17 protein-coding genes are annotated in these 15,563 nt (G+C 72.2%); 15 read left to right on the top strand and 2 right to left on the bottom strand.

The features are described 5' to 3' along the window. Positions 1-78: 78 nt before the first annotated feature. Positions 79-933 (bottom strand): CAF17-like 4Fe-4S cluster assembly/insertion protein YgfZ, encoded by an 855-nt coding sequence (ygfZ, locus tag QFW77_RS15460; RefSeq protein WP_280575679.1) that lies wholly within the window; start codon positions 931-933, stop codon positions 79-81. 25 nt (positions 934-958) lie between these two features. On the opposite strand from ygfZ, the gene QFW77_RS15455 reads away from it, so the two are divergent. The 10 genes from QFW77_RS15455 to lolD all read left to right on the top strand — a co-directional run bounded on the left by QFW77_RS15455 (position 959) and on the right by lolD (position 7,956). Continuing rightward, on the top strand, positions 959-1,126 hold the full coding sequence (locus QFW77_RS15455; RefSeq protein ID WP_280575678.1) for a DUF1674 domain-containing protein: 168 nt from the start codon (positions 959-961) through the stop codon (positions 1,124-1,126). Between the two features lie 68 nt (positions 1,127-1,194). Next, positions 1,195-1,584: a succinate dehydrogenase, cytochrome b556 subunit gene (gene sdhC, locus QFW77_RS15450; RefSeq protein ID WP_280575677.1), complete on the top strand. Its 390-nt coding sequence runs from the start codon at positions 1,195-1,197 to the stop codon at positions 1,582-1,584. Continuing rightward, on the top strand, positions 1,581-1,997 hold the full coding sequence (gene sdhD, locus QFW77_RS15445) for a succinate dehydrogenase, hydrophobic membrane anchor protein (RefSeq protein WP_280575675.1): 417 nt from the start codon (positions 1,581-1,583) through the stop codon (positions 1,995-1,997). Before sdhC ends, sdhD begins: the two co-directional genes overlap by 4 nt. A 20-nt stretch (positions 1,998-2,017) precedes the next feature. Then, complete coding sequence (gene sdhA / locus QFW77_RS15440; protein ID WP_280575674.1) at positions 2,018-3,808, top strand: succinate dehydrogenase flavoprotein subunit; 1,791 nt, start codon at positions 2,018-2,020, stop codon at positions 3,806-3,808. A 103-nt stretch (positions 3,809-3,911) separates the two neighbouring features. Continuing rightward, positions 3,912-4,703 carry a succinate dehydrogenase iron-sulfur subunit gene (locus QFW77_RS15435; RefSeq protein ID WP_280575673.1) on the top strand — a complete coding sequence of 264 codons (792 nt, stop codon included), beginning with the start codon at positions 3,912-3,914 and terminating at the stop codon, positions 4,701-4,703. Between the two features lie 88 nt (positions 4,704-4,791). Continuing rightward, on the top strand, positions 4,792-5,214 hold the full coding sequence (locus tag QFW77_RS15430; RefSeq protein ID WP_280575672.1) for an MAPEG family protein: 423 nt from the start codon (positions 4,792-4,794) through the stop codon (positions 5,212-5,214). Beyond that, positions 5,211-5,456, top strand: a complete 246-nt coding sequence (locus QFW77_RS15425; protein WP_280575671.1) for an FAD assembly factor SdhE — start codon at positions 5,211-5,213, stop codon at positions 5,454-5,456. The genes QFW77_RS15430 and QFW77_RS15425 overlap by 4 nt, the downstream gene beginning before the upstream one ends. A gap of 73 nt (positions 5,457-5,529) precedes the next feature. After that, positions 5,530-5,907, top strand: a complete 378-nt coding sequence (locus QFW77_RS15420; protein WP_280575670.1) for a hypothetical protein — start codon at positions 5,530-5,532, stop codon at positions 5,905-5,907. Positions 5,908-5,960: 53 nt separating this feature from the next. Next, on the top strand, positions 5,961-7,208 hold the full coding sequence (locus QFW77_RS15415) for a lipoprotein-releasing ABC transporter permease subunit (RefSeq protein WP_280575669.1): 1,248 nt from the start codon (positions 5,961-5,963) through the stop codon (positions 7,206-7,208). A 40-nt stretch (positions 7,209-7,248) separates the two neighbouring features. Next, complete coding sequence (lolD, locus tag QFW77_RS15410; RefSeq protein ID WP_280575794.1) at positions 7,249-7,956, top strand: lipoprotein-releasing ABC transporter ATP-binding protein LolD; 708 nt, start codon at positions 7,249-7,251, stop codon at positions 7,954-7,956. Positions 7,957-8,015: 59 nt separating this feature from the next. On the opposite strand, the gene QFW77_RS15405 is transcribed toward lolD, so the two are convergent. Continuing rightward, positions 8,016-8,489 (bottom strand): AAC(3)-I family aminoglycoside N-acetyltransferase, encoded by a 474-nt coding sequence (locus QFW77_RS15405; RefSeq protein ID WP_280575668.1) that lies wholly within the window; start codon positions 8,487-8,489, stop codon positions 8,016-8,018. 531 nt (positions 8,490-9,020) lie between these two features. On the opposite strand from QFW77_RS15405, the gene QFW77_RS15400 reads away from it, so the two are divergent. The 5 genes from QFW77_RS15400 (at position 9,021) to lpxK (ending at position 15,520) form a co-directional block, all read left to right on the top strand. After that, a complete protein-coding gene (locus QFW77_RS15400; protein WP_280575667.1) occupies positions 9,021-11,456 on the top strand; it encodes a DNA internalization-related competence protein ComEC/Rec2 in 2,436 nt (811 codons plus the stop codon). An 87-nt stretch (positions 11,457-11,543) separates the two neighbouring features. Beyond that, entirely contained in the window at positions 11,544-12,221 is a 678-nt protein-coding gene (locus QFW77_RS15395; protein WP_280575666.1) for a MotA/TolQ/ExbB proton channel family protein, read from the top strand. A 3-nt stretch (positions 12,222-12,224) separates the two neighbouring features. Next, a complete protein-coding gene (locus QFW77_RS15390; RefSeq protein WP_280575665.1) occupies positions 12,225-12,662 on the top strand; it encodes an ExbD/TolR family protein in 438 nt (145 codons plus the stop codon). Between the two features lie 7 nt (positions 12,663-12,669). Beyond that, positions 12,670-14,442, top strand: coding sequence for a lipid A export permease/ATP-binding protein MsbA (gene msbA / locus QFW77_RS15385; RefSeq protein ID WP_280575664.1), 1,773 nt, complete (start codon positions 12,670-12,672; stop codon positions 14,440-14,442). Positions 14,443-14,521: 79 nt separating this feature from the next. Beyond that, a complete protein-coding gene (gene lpxK, locus QFW77_RS15380; protein ID WP_280575663.1) occupies positions 14,522-15,520 on the top strand; it encodes a tetraacyldisaccharide 4'-kinase in 999 nt (332 codons plus the stop codon). The last annotated feature ends 43 nt before the right edge of the window (positions 15,521-15,563 follow it).

Below are 15,563 nucleotides of genomic sequence, written 5' to 3'. Positions count from 1 at the left end.
TCCCCCTGGCCCGCGAGCATAGCAGCGGAGCATGCCGTGCGATCAAGCGCGGGTCCGTCCCCCCTGCCGGGATGCGGCTCAGCGCGCCAGGCCGTCGAGCAGCGGCCGCGGCTCGCACGGGGCGCCGTCGACGGCCAGCGCGGCCTCGGCGCGCTCGACCGGGAGCACGGCGAGCAGCTCACCGGCCTGGCTGCAGACCACCCGGCCCAGTTCCCTGCCGTCCGCCATGACCGCACTGCCGGCCGCGACTTCCGCGGCGCAGGCCAGCCGCGCCAGGCCGCGCTTGGCCTGGCCGAGGAAATGGGTGCGCGCCACGATTTCCTGGCCGGGATAGCAGCCCTTGCTGACGCTGTACCCGCGCAGCCGCTCCAGCGAGAGCTGCTGCGGGGTCCATTGCCCTGCCTGGGTCGCGTCCAGGCGCGGGCGGCCGTGGGCGAGGTCGAAGGCGTTCCAGCGGGCGAGCGCCTCCGCGTCCGCCACTGCGGGCGTCTCCCCGACTGCCAGGGTGCGCGCGCCGGTGGCGGTGCCGAAATCGAGTTCGAAACCGTCTCCATTGCGGGCGAACGTCGCGCCGTGCGCCTGCGCGGGCGCGGAGAAGGTTCCGGAGACCCTAAGTTCCGTGGCGATCCGGATCCGCACCTTGCTGCGGAACACGAACCGGCCCAGCGCCTCCACGAATCCGGCCGGCGCGGCATCGGCCAGCAGCAGCCACAGTCGTTCCTCGTCCCGCTTGAGCAGGGCGAACAGCGCGATCGCGCGGCCCTTGGGCGTCAGCCAGCCGCTCCACTGCCAGTGCCCGGGCGCCAGCGCAGCGACGTCGTTCATGAACTGCGCCTGCGCGAACTTCGCCGCGCCCGGCCCTTCCAGCGCCAGCACGGCGTGGTCGGGAATGGCGAAAAGATCGCCTCCTGCGGGCGTCGACTTGTGGGACATGGGGGCGGGACTTAAACTTCGCGGCGTGAACGACCCGGCCATGATAGGTGAAAGCGCACCCGCCACGGAGCGCGCGCAGGCGGAAAAGCCCGTTGCGCGGCCGGAACCGGCGCCGGAGTTCGGTGGCCGGGACGGGCTGGAGCCGACCCGCTACGGCGACTGGGAAAAGAACGGCCGCTGCGTCGACTTCTAGGCCGTAGACTCGACCATGCCAGTCCAGCCACGCGGCCAGCGCCGCCCAGCGAGGAGTCCTGCACGACGATGAGGAACCGCGAACGCCCCCTGTCGCCGCATCTGCAGGTGTATCGCTGGCAGATCACCATGACGATGTCGATCCTGCATCGTGCCACCGGCATCGCGCTCTCGCTCGGCGCGTTCGGACTGGTGTGGTGGCTGCTGGCCGTGGCCCGTGGCGGCGACGCGTACGCCAGCGCGGCCGACTGCCTGGCCTCGCCGCTGGGCATGGTCGCCGCGTTCGGCTTCTCGCTGGCGCTGGTCTACCACCTGCTCAACGGCATCCGTCACCTGCTGTGGGATTCGGGCTGGGGCTTCGAGCTACCGGAGGTGTATCGCTCCGGCTACGCGGTGTTCGCGCTGACCGCGGTGCTGACCGCGCTGATCTGGATAGTCGCGCTGCGGGGTGGGGCATGAACGAGGCGAAGCTGGAGCGCGCGCCGGCCCGGCGCGATTTCCGCAGCCCGATCGGCCGCGCCCGCGGCATGGGCTCGGCCAAGTCCGGAACCGGGCATTTCTGGTGGCAGCGGGTGACCGCGGTGGTGCTCGCGCTGCTGGTGCCGTGGCTGGTCGGGACCCTGGTCTCGCTGATCGGCGCCGACCTGGAGACCGTGCGCGGGGTGCTGGCGCGGCCCTGGAACGCCACCCTGCTGGCGGTCTTCGTGCTGTCGATGTTCTGGCATACCCAGATGGGGCTGCAGGTGGTGATCGAGGACTACGTGCACGCGCGCGCGGTCGAGGTCGCACTGCAGTTGCTGGTCACCTTCCTCTGCGTGGTGGCCTCGCTCGCCGCGCTGTACGCGATCGGCCGCATCGCGTTCCTGGCCTGACGCCTGCACAAAGGGTCCCGATGACTTCCGCGTACAAGATCACCGAACACAAGTACGACATGATCGTGGTGGGCGCCGGCGGCGCCGGGCTGCGCGCCACCTTCGGCCTGGCCGCCAAGGGCCTGCAGACCGCCTGCATCACCAAGGTATTCCCGACCCGTTCGCACACGGTGGCGGCGCAAGGGGGCATTTCCGCCGCGCTCGGCAACATGGGCGAGGACGACTGGCGCTATCACTTCTACGACACCATCAAGGGCTCCGACTGGCTGGGCGACCAGGACGCGATCCAGTACATGTGCCGCGAGGCGATCCCGGCGATCATCGAGCTCGAGCACCAGGGCGTGCCGTTCTCGCGCACCGAGGACGGCAAGATCTACCAGCGCCCGTTCGGCGGCATGACCACGCACTACGGCAAGGGCACCGCGCAGCGCACCTGCGCCGCGGCCGACCGCACCGGCCACGCGATGCTGCATACCCTGTACCAGCAGTCGCTGGCGCACGATGCGCGCTTCTTCGTCGAGTTTTTCGCGCTCGACCTGATCATGGACGAGGAGGGTGCCTGTCGCGGGGTGCTGGCGCTGGACATGGCCGAGGGCACGCTGCACCTGTTCCGCGCCCACGGCACGGTGCTGGCCACCGGCGGCTACGGCCGCGCCTACTTCAGCTGCACCTCGGCGCACACCTGCACCGGCGACGGCGGCGGCATGGCGCTGCGCGCCGGGCTCGGCCTGCAGGACATGGAGTTCGTGCAGTTCCACCCGACCGGCATCTACGGCGCCGGCTGCCTGATCACCGAGGGCGTGCGCGGCGAGGGCGGGATCCTGCGCAATGCCGAGGGCGAGCGCTTCATGGAGCGCTACGCGCCCAACGCCAAGGACCTGGCCAGCCGCGACGTGGTCAGCCGCTCGATGACCATCGAGATCCGCGAGGGTCGCGGGGTGGGCGACCGCAAGGACCACATCCACCTCGACCTGACCCACCTCGACCCCAACGACATCCACGAGAAGCTGCCGGGCATCGCCGAGACCGCCAAGATCTTCGCCGGCGTCGACGTCACCCGCCAGCCGATCCCGGTGCTGCCGACGGTGCACTACAACATGGGCGGCATCCCCACCAACTACCACGGCGAAGTGGTACAGCTGCGCGACGGCGATCCCGATGCGGTGGTGCCCGGCCTGTACGCCATCGGCGAGGCCGCCTGCGTCTCGGTGCACGGCGCCAACCGCCTGGGTTCCAACTCGCTGCTCGACCTGGTGGTCTTCGGCCGCGCCGTGGCCGAACGCTGCGCCGCGACCATCCGCACCGGCCAGTCGCACCCGCGGCTGGCCGACGACGCCTGCGACCGGGCCCTGGCCAACCTCGACAAGGTGCGCCACGCCGCCGGCGACACCCCCACCGCGGTGATCCGCGACAACATGCAGCGCACCATGCAGGAGGATGCCGCGGTGTTCCGCACCGGCGAGACGCTCTCCGCCGGGGTGAAGAAGATCCGCGAGATCCACGCCTCGTTCGCCGACGTCCGGGTCACCGACCGTTCGATGGTGTGGAACTCCGACCTGGTCGAGACCCTGGAGCTGCAGAACCTGCTCGGCCAGGCGCTGGCCACCATCGTCTCGGCGGAGAACCGCACCGAGTCGCGCGGCGCCCACGCGCGCGAGGACTACGGCGACCGGGACGACGACAACTGGCACAAGCACAGCCTGTGCTGGGTCGGCGACAAGGGCGAGACCGTCATCGGCTACCGTCCCGTGCACATGTACACCCTCGACGACGAGGTCGACGTGGTGCCTCCCAAGGCGCGGGTGTACTGAGAGCCGGGATTGGTGATTCGTGATGGGTGATTCGTAGGCGCCAGAGCCGCGCGAATCCGCCTTTTCGAACCACCAATCACCCATCACGAATCACGGATCCCACATGGCCGAATTCACGCTCCCGAAGAACTCGAAGATCCAGAAGGGCCGCCACTATCCGGCGCCGGCCGGCGCCAAGCGCGTGCGCAGCTTCAAGGTGTACCGCTGGAGTCCCGACGAGGGCCGCAACCCCAGTACCGACACCTACGAGATCGATCTCGACCAATGCGGGCCGATGGTCCTGGACGCGCTGATCAAGATCAAGAACGAGATCGACCCCACGCTGACCTTCCGCCGCTCCTGCCGCGAGGGCATCTGCGGCAGCTGCGCGATGAACATCGACGGCACCAACACCCTTGCGTGCACGCGCGCGATCGACGATTGCGGCAAGGGCAGCGGCGAGGTGCCGATCTACCCGCTGCCGCACATGGACGTGGTCAAGGACCTGGTCCCCGATCTGACCCACTTCTACGCCCAGTACGCCGCCATCAAGCCCTGGCTGCGCACCCAGAGCGCGCCGCCGCCGGACCGCGAGCGGCTGCAGTCGCGCGAGGACCGGGCCAAGCTCGACGGGCTGTACGAGTGCATCCTGTGCGCCTGCTGCAGCACCAGCTGTCCGAGCTACTGGTGGAACGGCGACCGCTACCTCGGCCCGGCGATCCTGCTGCAGGCGTACCGCTGGATCATCGACAGCCGCGACGAGGACACCGGTGCGCGGCTCGACGACCTCGAGGATCCGTTCCGGCTCTACCGCTGCCACACCATCATGAACTGCACCCGCACCTGTCCCAAGGGCCTGAACCCGGCCAAGGCGATCGGCGAGATCAAGCAGATGATGCTGGCCCGGCGCGGCTGAGCGCAGCGCGGGCGTAGCGCGCGCGTTCCACGAACAGGTGCTGGCGGCGGCACCGCCAACCGGGCGCCGGCGCCCACCGGGGGAGACGATGGACATCCAGCCGATCCTGCTGCCCGGCCTGGCGATGGTCGCGCTCACCTTCGTGGTGATGGCGGTGATGTACCGGCGCCGGGTCGCGCAGATGCTGCGCGAGCGGATCCATCCGCAGGCGGTCGCGACTTCGACCCAGGCCGCGGCGCGGCTCACCGACTGCACCGCCGCCGACAACTTCCGCAACCTGTTCGAGCTCCCGGTGCTGTTCTACTTCGCACTGCTCACCGCCGCGCTGACCGGGCAGGCCACGGCGACGGTGCAGGCGCTGGCCTGGTCCTTCGTCGCGCTGCGTATCGCCCACAGCGCGATCCACTGCGGTTACAACAAGGTCATGCACCGCTTCCGGGTCTACGCGCTCGGCGCTCTGGTGCTGCTGGTGCTGTGGCTGCGCCTGGCCTGGGGCCTGCTGGCCGCATGAGCGGCGCCGACGACATGGGGCGGCTGCGCTGGCGCTGCCGCCGCGGCATGCGCGAGCTCGACGTGCTGTTCACCCGCTACCTGGACCAGCGCTGGGCGGCGGCATCCGACGGCGAACGCGGGCTTTTCCTACAGCTTCTGGACGGCGAGGACGATAGGCTCTGGCGCTGGTTCATGGGCTACGAGGCTGCTCCCGATGCCGAACTCGACGCGCTGGTCCGGCGGATCCGCGAACTGTCCTGAGCCTTCGCTGCCGGCGCCGATCCGCCCGGCCCCGCCACGGGCCGAGATCGAATGGCGGCCGTCGCGCTGGCCCATGGCGATGCTGGCGGCAATGGCGCTGCTGGCGCCGCTGGCCGTGCTCGCGTCGGAGCTCCCGCCTACCGCCGCCTGGCCGCTGGCGCTCGCGGCCCTGGCCCACGGCATCCTGCTGCTGCGGCGCGAGGCGCGCCGGCCCGGCTGCGTCTGCGTCTTCGGCGGGGATGGCCGGGTGTGGCTGGACGGCGCGGCGGTGGACCGGGCCTGGCTGCGCTGGCGCGGCCCGCTCGCGTTCCTGGAATGTCGCGATGGCCGGGGCAGGGTGCGGCGGCTGGCGTGGTGGCCCGACACCCTGCCGCCCGCGCGGCGCCGTGAACTGCGGCTGGCAGCTCCCGGCCCGCGGGCTGCGCGGCGGGGGAGTTCGATGGCACCATAGCGGCTTCGTGTCGCGGCCCGCCGGCCGGCGCCGCCCCGAGCCTGCGAGTACCGATGTTCAAACCCCTGCCCGTCGCCATCGGCCTGCGCTACCTGCGCGCCAAGCGCCGCAATGGCTTCATTTCCTTCATCTCGCTGGCCTCGATCCTCGGCATCGCCATCGGCGTGACCGCGCTGATCACCACGTTGGCGGTGATGAGCGGCTTCCAGCGCGAGATCCGCGACCGCCTGCTGCAGATGGCCGCGCACGCGACCGTCAGCGCGGAAGGCGCGACCATGCTGGGCTGGGAACAGGCGGTGGAGGAGGCGCTGCGCGATGAACGCGTCGCCGGCGCCGCTCCCTACGTCGAGCGTCCGTCGATGATCAACGGCAACAGCTCCGAGCCGCAGCCGGCCTTCCTGCAGGGTGTACTGCCGGCCCACGAGCGCAATGTCTCGGTGATCGCCGAGAAGATGGTGGAGGGCAGCCTGGACGACCTGCAGCCGGGCAGCTTCAACATCGTGCTCGGGCGCGAGCTGGCGCTGTGGCTGGGCGTGCAGGTGGGCGACAAGGTGATCGTCACCACCGATTTCCAGACCACGCCGATGGGCGGCGTGCCGCAGCTCAAGCGCTATACGGTCAGCGGCATCTTCGAAGCCGGCCACCAGCAGTTCGACAAGGGCCTGGCCGTCGCCAACATGCACGACGTCCAGCGCGTGCTGCGGCTCGGCGAGGGCGTCACCGGGGTGCGCCTGCGCCTGCACGACATGAACCTGGCCTGGGAGGTCGCGCGCGACCTCGCCCTGCGCCTGCAGGGCCCGTACCGGGTGAGCGACTGGTCGCAGGAGAACGCCAACATGTTCCGCGCGCTGCGCCTGGAGAAGACCATGATCGCGATCCTGCTGTCGCTGATCATCGCCATGGGCGCCTTCAACCTGGTCTCGTCGCAGGTGATGCTGGTCACCGACAAGCAGGCCGACATCGCCATCCTGCGCACGCTCGGCCTGACCCCACGCGGGGTGATGCAGGTGTTCGTGGTACAGGGCACGCTGATCGGGGTCATCGGCACCGTGCTCGGGGTGCTCGGCGGGGTGCTGCTGACCCTCAACCTCGAGCACATCCTGCGCGCGATCGAGGGCGCGTTCGGCGTGGTGCTGATCCCGCCCGACGTGTACTACATCACCGGCCTGCCCACCGAGCTCAACCCAGACGACGTCACCATCATCGCCCTGGTGGCCCTGGCGATGGCGCTGGTGGCCACCATCTACCCGGCCTGGCGCGCGGCGCGCACGGCCCCGGCGGAGGCGCTGCGCTATGAGTAGCCTGCAGTCGGGAATCCGGAACAGCGAGCCGGGAGGGCGCATGCAGGGGCACGGCGACGAAGCGACGGTGCGCGCCGAGGGCCTGGGCAAGACCTACAGCGAGGGAAAGCTGGTCACGCCGGTGTTCAGCGGTCTCGACTTCGAAGTGGGCGCCGGCGAAACCGTGGCCATTCTCGGTGCCTCCGGTGCCGGCAAGAGCACCCTGCTGCACCTGCTCGGCGGGCTCGATACCCCCAGCGAGGGGGAGGTCTACGTCGACGGCCACAGGATGAGTGCGCTGTCCGACGCCGCGCGCGGCCAGCTGCGCAACCGTGCGCTCGGATTCGTCTACCAGTTCCATCACCTGCTGCCCGAGTTCACCGCGCTGGAGAACGTGATGCTGCCGGTCCTGCTCGGCGGCGCCGCCGTCGCCGATGCCGCCGGCCGCGCCCGCGCGCTGCTGGAGTCGGTGGGGCTGGGCCCGCGCCTGGAGCACAAGCCGGGCGAACTGTCCGGCGGCGAGCGCCAGCGCGCCGCGGTCGCACGCGCGCTGGTCAATCGCCCCGCTTGCGTGCTCGGCGACGAGCCTACCGGCAACCTGGACGAACGCACCGCCGCCTCCGTCTTCGAGCTGATGCTCGAGCTCAACCGCGCCCAACGCACCAGTCTGGTGCTGGTCACCCACGACCGTCGCCTGGCGCGGCGGCTGGACCGGGTGATGGAGCTGCACGAGGGCAGGCTGCGCGAGGTACCGGGCGCCGAGGTCTGAGGGCGGCAGCGGTACGCCGCCGCCCGGCCGGGCGGGCGGCCCCCGTTCCTCCCCGCGCGTCAGCGCGGGGCGGCGCCGACCGGGATGTCGAAGTGCAGCACTTCCTCGCGGCGGCCCAGTTTCGTGTACAGCGCGATCGCCGGTTCGTCGCCGTAGTCGGCCTGTACGAAGACCACCCAGGCCCCGCGCGCGGCGGCGATCGTCCGCAGTTCGCCGATCAGCGCCGTGGCGATGCCCTGGCGCCGGTGTCCGGCGGCCACCGCCAGGTCGTAGATGTAGATCTCGCTACGCTCCTGCTCGAATTTCACCAGCTCGTAGGCGGCCAGGCCGCCGACCACCTCGCCGTCCTTCACCGCCACCAGCGCGATGAAACCGTCGTTGCCCAGCAGCCGCCGCAGGTAGGCCGGGGAGGGCCGCTTCGCGCCGTAGGTTTTCGCTTCGTCGAAGGCTACGCCGAACATCGTCAGCAGCGCATCCATCCTCGCCAGCCCTTCCGGGCCGATGCGCTGGACGACGCGGGGTGAACGATCCATGGCCGTGCTCCGGGTCGGCTGGCGGTTGCGGCATCCTGCGATCGGCGTCCGCCGGCTTCCAGTGCCGCAGGTCACGGCGGCCGGCCCGGGACGGAAACGGGGCGCGCCCGACGTGCCGCAGCGTCGGCCGAACCGAGGAGCGCGGCCAGGCAGGAAGGCTCGGAGAAGAACGCCGGTGGTCGTCACGGGGGAGGCGTCCTGGCGGAAGTCACGTCTCGACCGGGCGGCGTTCGATGCCGGCGCCCGGCGTCGGCAACAGCATCGTGAGGGGGCGCACCGGCCCTGTCGGTATGCCACCCAGCGGGGTCGTCGCGCGACCCTCCTCGCGACCCGCCCGGTGGGTCCTGCACCGCCTGCCGTTCACGGACGGCGTCGATCGGGATATTCCTACCGCCGTGACCGACCGGTCCCGATGGAAGGCGCCGGGGCACCGGGGGAGGATGGCGGCGATCGTCGTGCGCCCGACTGCAGACGCCGGGCAGGCATCCTGGTTTCCGTGCGGCGGTGCCGGCGACATCGATCGGAGCAGCCATGGACGGCCAGAACGACCAGAACGACACATCCGCGCCCGCGCCTTTCGGGATCGCCGTCGCGCTGGCGTTGGCGGGCGGCGTGGCCGGCTGCCTGTGCCTGCCGGCGCTGCCGCCGTGGCCGTGGCTGTTGCCGGCGCTCGCCCTAGGGTTGGCGGGGTGGTGGGCCCGGTGGGCGCTGCGTCCCGCCGCGGCGGCGCTGGCGGGATTCGCGCTGTGCGGGCTGCATGCGTGGTTGGCGCTGGCGTTGCAGCTGCCGCCCACGCACGAACGCGGGGACTTCGAGGTCGAGGGACGGGTGGTGCAACTGCCGGAGCACGGCGATGGGCAAAGCCGGTTCCTGTTGCGGGTCGAGCGCGGCGCCGCCCCGCCGTTCCTGCGCGGCCGGCTGGTGCGGCTGTCCTGGTACGACGGATGGGATGGAGTGGACCCGCGCCGGTTCCACATCGCCCCGGGCAGCCGCTGGCGCTTCACCGTGCGCCTGCGCGCGCCGCGCGGGCTGCGCAATCCCGGCTGGTTCGACAGCGAGAAACACGCCCTGGCGCGGCGCCTGGCGGCGGTGGGCTACGTGCGCGACGCGCAGCCGGTGGCGCAATTGTCGCCACCGGCCGGGGTGGACGCCTGGCGCGACGGCATCGCACGGCGCATCGACGGCTCGGTGCCCAGCGCGTCGTCGCGCTACGTGCGCGCGCTGGCGCTCGGCGATACGCGGCGGCTGGGCGATGCGGACTGGGAGATCCTGCGCGCCACCGGCCTGACCCATCTGATCGCCATCTCCGGCTTCCACGTCGGCCTGGTGGCCGGGTTCTTCGCGCTGCTGGCGGCGGGACTGTGGCGGCTGCTGCCGGGGCTGGGGCGCCGGCTGCCCCGGCCGCAGGCGGCGGCCTGCATCGCGCTCGCCGGCGCGTTGCTGTACGCCGCGGTCGCGGGATGGGCGCTGCCCACGGTGCGCACGGTGCTGATGATCGCGGTCCTGGTGGCGGCGCGGCTGTGGCGGCGGCCGCTGCGGGTGGCCGATTCGCTGGCGCTGGCGGCGGTGGCGGTGCTGCTGGCCGACCCGCTGTCGGTGCTCGCGGCCGGATTCTGGCTCAGCTTCGCCGGGGTGGCCTGGCTGGCGTGGTGCCTGCCGGACGCGCGCGGCCAGCCGCTGCTGCGCGGCTTCCTGTCGGCGCAGTGGGTGGCGACCCTCGGGCTGCTGCCGCTGAGCGCGGTGCTGTTCGGCCAGGCGTCGCTGGCCGGGCCGCTGGCGAACCTGGTCGCGATTCCCTGGTGGAGCCTGGTGGTGGTGCCGCTGTCGCTGCTCGGCACCGGGCTGGAGGCGCTGCATGGCGGCGCCGGGGGGTGGGCGTGGCGGTGGGCGGCATGGTGTTTCGACCTGGCCTGGCCGCTGTTCGAGTGGCTCGCGGCGGGGCGCTTCGCGCTGTGGTGGCTGCCGGAGGCGCGCTGGTACGCACTGCCGCTGGCGCTGCTGGGCGCGTTCTGGCTGCTGCTGCCGCGGGCGGTGCCGGGCAAGGCCTTGGCCGCGCTGCTGTGGCTGCCGCTGCTCTGGCCCGATCGCCACCTGCCGCGGTCCGGCGAGGTCGAACTGGTGATGCTGGACGTGGGGCAGGGCCTGTCGGTGCTGGTCCGTACGGCCCGGCACAGCCTGCTGTACGACATGGGCCCCGCCGTGCCCGATGGCTACGACGCCGGCGAACGGGTGGTGCTGCCTGCGCTGCAGGCCCTGGGGGTGCAGCGGCTGGACGCGCTGGTGGTGAGCCATGGCGATGCCGACCACGCCGGCGGGCTGGGCGCGGTGCGGCGGCGCCACGCCGAGGCCGCGCTGTTCGCGCCGCACGGCGCGGGAATCGACGGTGCGGCGCCCTGCCTGGCCGGGCACGGTTGGGAAGTCGACGGCGTGCGCTTCCGCTTCCTCCATCCCGGACTGCATTTTCCCTATCTAGGCAACGAGGCCAGCTGCGTGCTGCGGGTGGAGGGCGCCCACGGGGCGGCGCTGCTGGTCGGCGACATCGGCGAGGTGATCGAGCGCGGGCTGCTGCGCGAGGATCCGGCAGCGGTACGCGCCGACGTGGTGACGGTGGCTCACCACGGCAGCGATGGCTCGTCCGACGCCGGCTTCGTCGCCGCCACCGGCGCCGCGTACGCGCTGCTGGCCACCGGGCACGGCAATCGCTTCGGCTTCCCGCGCGAGATAGTCCTGCGGCGATGGCGCCATGCCGGAGCCCGGATCCTCGACACGGCCCCGGGCGGCGCCCTGCGGGTGCGGATCGGCGAGGACGGCGTTGCGGCGGTGCCGCGGCGCGAGAGCCATCCGCGGCTCTGGGACGCCGCCCGCCGCCTCGCCCAAGGCCGGTGCGGGTTTCCCGCGGGGCGCGACTGCGTGCTGGACGAATCGCGGCGGCCCCCGGACGCGGCCGACCGCCGCCGCCACCGCTGAACGCGAGGCCGCCGCTGCCGCCGGCGGCGGCTGGGCTATCCTATCGGCCGGTTTGGATGCGGCCCCAGGGGGCCGGGGGACACGCGCGTGCTGGAACTGGTCAAGGCCGGCGGCTGGCCGATGATCCCGCTGTTGATGCTGTCGGCGGCGGGGCTGGCGATCGTCGTCGAACGCTTCTGGGCGCTGCGCCGCGCCGCGGTGCTGCCGCCGGGGCTGGGCGCGGAGGTACGCGCCTGGGCGGCCCGCGGCCGGCTGGATCCCGCGCATATCGACTCGCTGCGCAATACCTCGCCGCTGGGGGCGCTGCTGGCGGCCGCGCTGGATACCCGCAATCGCCCGCGCGAGGAGATCCGCGAGCGGGTCGAGGACGTCGGCCGCCACATCGCCCACCGCATGGAGCGCTACCTCAACGCGCTCGGGACCATCGCCGCGGCCGGGCCGCTGCTGGGGTTGTTCGGCACCGTGGTGGGCATGATCCAGATGTTCCTCGGGGTGATGGACTACGGCGTGGGCGACGTCAACCAGCTCGCCGGCGGCATCGGCAAGGCGCTGGTGTGCGCGGCCACCGGGATGATCGTGGCGGTGCCGGCGCTGATGTTCCACCGCCATTTCCGCGCCCGCATCGACGGCTACATCGTGCAGATGGAGCACGAGGCGATCCAGCTGATGGACGTGATCGACCCGCGCAACCGCCGCGCCGCCGCCGCGACCGCCCCCGGCGCAACGCCGGCGGTGGCCGAAGATGCGCTGCCGGCGCAGGGCTGAGCCGTGCGCATCCGCGACCGCCGCGCCGAGGACGAGCCCGAGATCAATCTCGTGCCGCTGATCGACGTGATCCTGGTGTTGATCATCTTCTTCGTGATCACCACCACCTTCGACGCGCGCTCGGTGCTGAAGCTGGAGCTGCCCCGCGCCGACGCCGACCAGACCGAACAGCAGACCCGGTCCCTGAGCGTGCTGGTCAACGCCGACGGTCGCTACTTCGTCGACGACCGCGAGGCGCTGCGCACCGACGTCGAGTCGCTCAAGCGCACCATCGCCGAGGTGGCGGGCGACGACCGCAAGCGCCCGGTGCTGCTGCGCGCCGATGCCCGCACCCCGCACCAGGCGGTGGTCACGGCGATGGACGCGCTGGGACAGCTGGGTTTCAGGCAGATCTCGATCGCCACCGCGCCGCAAGGGTCCGCGCCCGCGGGCGCGCAGTGACCGGTTGATGGCAGAAGCGACCGCTCCGGCGCCGACCGCCGCCTGGCCGATCTACCGCCGCCTGCTCGGCCATGCGATGCGCTACTGGCCGCTGCTGGCGGTCGCGCTGGTGGGCATGATCATCGAGGCCGCGGCCGGCGCCGCCTTCGTGCAGCTGATGGATCCGCTGGTCAACGACGGATTCGTCGATCCGAAGCCCTCGGCCGCGGTGTTCCTGCCGCTGGCGATCGTGGCGCTGTTCGTGCTTCGCGGTATCGCCACCTTCGCCACCGACTACGGCATGGCCCGCGCCGGACGCAGCGTGGTGCGCGACCTGCGCGAGCTGGTGCTCGGCAAGTACCTGCGCCTGCCCAGCGCGACCTTCGACCGCGAGTCGGTGCCGGTGATGGTCAGCCGGCTCAACTTCGACACCGAGCAGGTCGCCCAGGCCAGCGCCGACGCGCTCAAGGTGCTGGTGGCCGACGGCCTCACCATCGCCCTGCTGCTGGCGATCATGTTCACGACCAGCGTCAAGGTGACCCTGGCGATGGTGATCGTGGCGCCCGCGATCGGGGTGCTGGTGTGGGTGGTGGGCAAGCGCTACCGGCGCATCAGCGGCGGCATCCAGACCGGCATGGGCGAACTGGCGCAAAGCGCCGAGCAGTCGCTGGCGGCGCAGCAGGACGTCAAGGTCTACGGCGCGCAGGGTTTCGAGCGGTCGCGCTACTCCGCGCTCACCAACCGGGTGCTGCGCCTGAACCTGAAGGTCGAGGCCACCCGTGCCACCGCCTCGGGGCTGGTGCAGATCCTGGCGGCGCTGGCGCTGGCTGCGATCGTCTGGGTCGCCACGCGCGAGGCGCTGGTGGGCCAGCTCAATCCCGGCGAATTCGTCAAGCTGATGACCGCGATGATGGGCATCATCCCCTCGCTGCGGCGGATCACCAACGTGCAGAGCGTGATCGGGCGCGGCGTGGCCGCCGCCGAGCGCCTGTTCGCGGTGCTCGACGACGAGGAGGAGCGAGACAGCGGCAAGGTGCCGCTGCAGCGCGCCCGCGGCGAGCTGGTGTTCGAGGGCGTGGACCTGCGCTACTCCCGCGCCGGCGACGCGGAGGGCATGGCGCTGCGGGACATCAGCTTCAGCGCGCGCCCGGGCACGGTGACCGCGATCGTCGGCCGGTCCGGCAGCGGCAAGACCAGCCTGGTGCGGCTGGTGCCGCGCTTCTACCAGCCCAGCGGCGGCACCATCACCCTGGACGGCGTGCCGCTGGACGACTACCGCCTGGCCGATCTGCGCCGCCAGATCGCGCTGGTGGGGCAGCGGGTGATGCTGTTCGACGACAGCGTCGCGGCCAACATCGCCTACGCCGCCGACGCCACGCCCGAGGCGCTGCGGCGGGCCGCCGAGGACGCCAACGCCTGGGAGTTCATCGAGCGCCTGCCGCAGGGCATGGACACGCCGATCGGCGAGAACGGCTCGCTGCTGTCGGGCGGCCAGCGCCAGCGCCTGGCGATCGCCCGCGCGATCCTGCGCGACGCCCCGCTCCTGATCCTCGACGAGGCCACCGCCGCGCTCGACACCGAGTCCGAGCGCCTGGTGCAGGACGCGCTCAATCGGCTGATGCCGGATCGCACCACCCTGGTGATCGCGCACCGGCTCTCGACCATCGAGCATGCCGACCAGGTGCTGGTGCTCGACCAGGGCCGCCTGGTGGAGCAGGGCACCCACGCCGAGCTGCTGGCCCGTGGCGGCCTGTACGCGCACCTGCACCAGATGCAGTTCCGCGAGCCGTCGGCCGCATGATCCGCACGGTCGGCCGCGGCGGCGACATCGCGGCCCCGGCGCGAGCCGGCTGCCGGCCCGCCATCGGCGGCGGGCCGGCATGAGCCGCAAACCGATGCAGCCGCCGGGGTACTGGTTCGACGGCGGCGCGCCGCCGCTGGCGGCGCGGATGCTCTCGGGCGTGTATGGCGGCGCGGTGGCCGCGCGCGCCTGGCTCTACCGCCGCGGCGTGCTTCGCCGGCGTGGGGCGGCCTGCCCCGTGATCGTGGTCGGCAACCTGATCGCCGGCGGGAGCGGGAAGACGCCGCTGGTGATCGAGCTGGTGGAACGCCTGCGCGAGGCCGGCCGCCGGCCCGGCGTGGCCAGTCGTGGCTACGGGCGGACCGGTGCGTCGCGAGCGCTCTGGGTCCAGGCGGAGACCGAGCCGGCCACGGGCGGCGACGAGCCGGTGCTGATCGCCCACCGCACCGGCGCCCCCGTCCGCGTCGACCGCGACCGGGTCGCAGCCGCGCGGGCGCTGGCGCAGGCGGGCTGCGACGTGGTGGTCTGCGACGACGGCCTGCAGCATCTGCGCCTGTGCCGCGAGATCGAGATCGAGGTGGTCGACGGCCGCCGCCGCTACGGCAACGGGCTGCTGCTGCCGGCCGGGCCACTGCGCGAACCCGCCGGACGTGGCGGCAAGGACCGCTACCGCGTGGTCAACCTCGGCGCCGAAGGCGCCGGCGAGGCCGGGTTCGGGGAATGGCCGATGCGGCTCGCGGTGGCCGGTGCGCGGCCGCTGCTGGGGGGCCGCGCCTGCGCACTGGCGGCCTTCGCCGGCCAACGGGTGCACGCGGTGGCGGGGATCGGCGATCCCGAGCGCTTCTTCGCGACCCTGCGCGGGGAAGGCATCGCGGTGGTGCCGCATGCCTTCCCCGACCATCACCGCTACACCGCCGCGGACCTGAGTTTCGGCAGCGACCTGCCGGTGCTGATGACCGAGAAGGACGCCGTGAAATGCCTTCCGTTCGCCACTGCGCGGCATTTCAGCGTGCCGGTGAGCGCGCGGTTGCCCGAGGCGTTCTGGGTGGCGCTGCTCGACCGCCTCGCCCGCCCTTGATCCACCCCACGAAGACGCGACGCCGCGCCGCCCGCGCATCCTT

Source organism: Luteimonas endophytica (assembly GCF_029887875.1).
GTDB lineage: Bacteria > Pseudomonadota > Gammaproteobacteria > Xanthomonadales > Xanthomonadaceae > Luteimonas > Luteimonas endophytica.
Note: the sequence above shows the minus strand (reverse complement) of the source record. Positions and strands in the feature narration are given on the sequence as shown.

What these genes read in the sequence shown, in the direction of transcription:
- ygfZ (WP_280575679.1), bottom strand. Translation starts at nt 933, where the DNA reads ATGTCCCACAAGTCGACGCCCGCAGGAGGCGATCTTTTCGCCATTCCC.
- sdhC (WP_280575677.1), top strand. Translation starts at nt 1,195, where the DNA reads ATGAGGAACCGCGAACGCCCCCTGTCGCCGCATCTGCAGGTGTATCGC.
- sdhD (WP_280575675.1), top strand. Translation starts at nt 1,581, where the DNA reads ATGAACGAGGCGAAGCTGGAGCGCGCGCCGGCCCGGCGCGATTTCCGC.
- sdhA (WP_280575674.1), top strand. Translation starts at nt 2,018, where the DNA reads ATGACTTCCGCGTACAAGATCACCGAACACAAGTACGACATGATCGTG.
- QFW77_RS15435 (WP_280575673.1), top strand. Translation starts at nt 3,912, where the DNA reads ATGGCCGAATTCACGCTCCCGAAGAACTCGAAGATCCAGAAGGGCCGC.
- QFW77_RS15430 (WP_280575672.1), top strand. Translation starts at nt 4,792, where the DNA reads ATGGACATCCAGCCGATCCTGCTGCCCGGCCTGGCGATGGTCGCGCTC.
- QFW77_RS15425 (WP_280575671.1), top strand. Translation starts at nt 5,211, where the DNA reads ATGAGCGGCGCCGACGACATGGGGCGGCTGCGCTGGCGCTGCCGCCGC.
- QFW77_RS15420 (WP_280575670.1), top strand. Translation starts at nt 5,530, where the DNA reads ATGGCGATGCTGGCGGCAATGGCGCTGCTGGCGCCGCTGGCCGTGCTC.
- QFW77_RS15415 (WP_280575669.1), top strand. Translation starts at nt 5,961, where the DNA reads ATGTTCAAACCCCTGCCCGTCGCCATCGGCCTGCGCTACCTGCGCGCC.
- lolD (WP_280575794.1), top strand. Translation starts at nt 7,249, where the DNA reads ATGCAGGGGCACGGCGACGAAGCGACGGTGCGCGCCGAGGGCCTGGGC.
- QFW77_RS15405 (WP_280575668.1), bottom strand. Translation starts at nt 8,489, where the DNA reads ATGGATCGTTCACCCCGCGTCGTCCAGCGCATCGGCCCGGAAGGGCTG.
- QFW77_RS15400 (WP_280575667.1), top strand. Translation starts at nt 9,021, where the DNA reads ATGGACGGCCAGAACGACCAGAACGACACATCCGCGCCCGCGCCTTTC.
- msbA (WP_280575664.1), top strand. Translation starts at nt 12,670, where the DNA reads ATGGCAGAAGCGACCGCTCCGGCGCCGACCGCCGCCTGGCCGATCTAC.
- lpxK (WP_280575663.1), top strand. Translation starts at nt 14,522, where the DNA reads ATGAGCCGCAAACCGATGCAGCCGCCGGGGTACTGGTTCGACGGCGGC.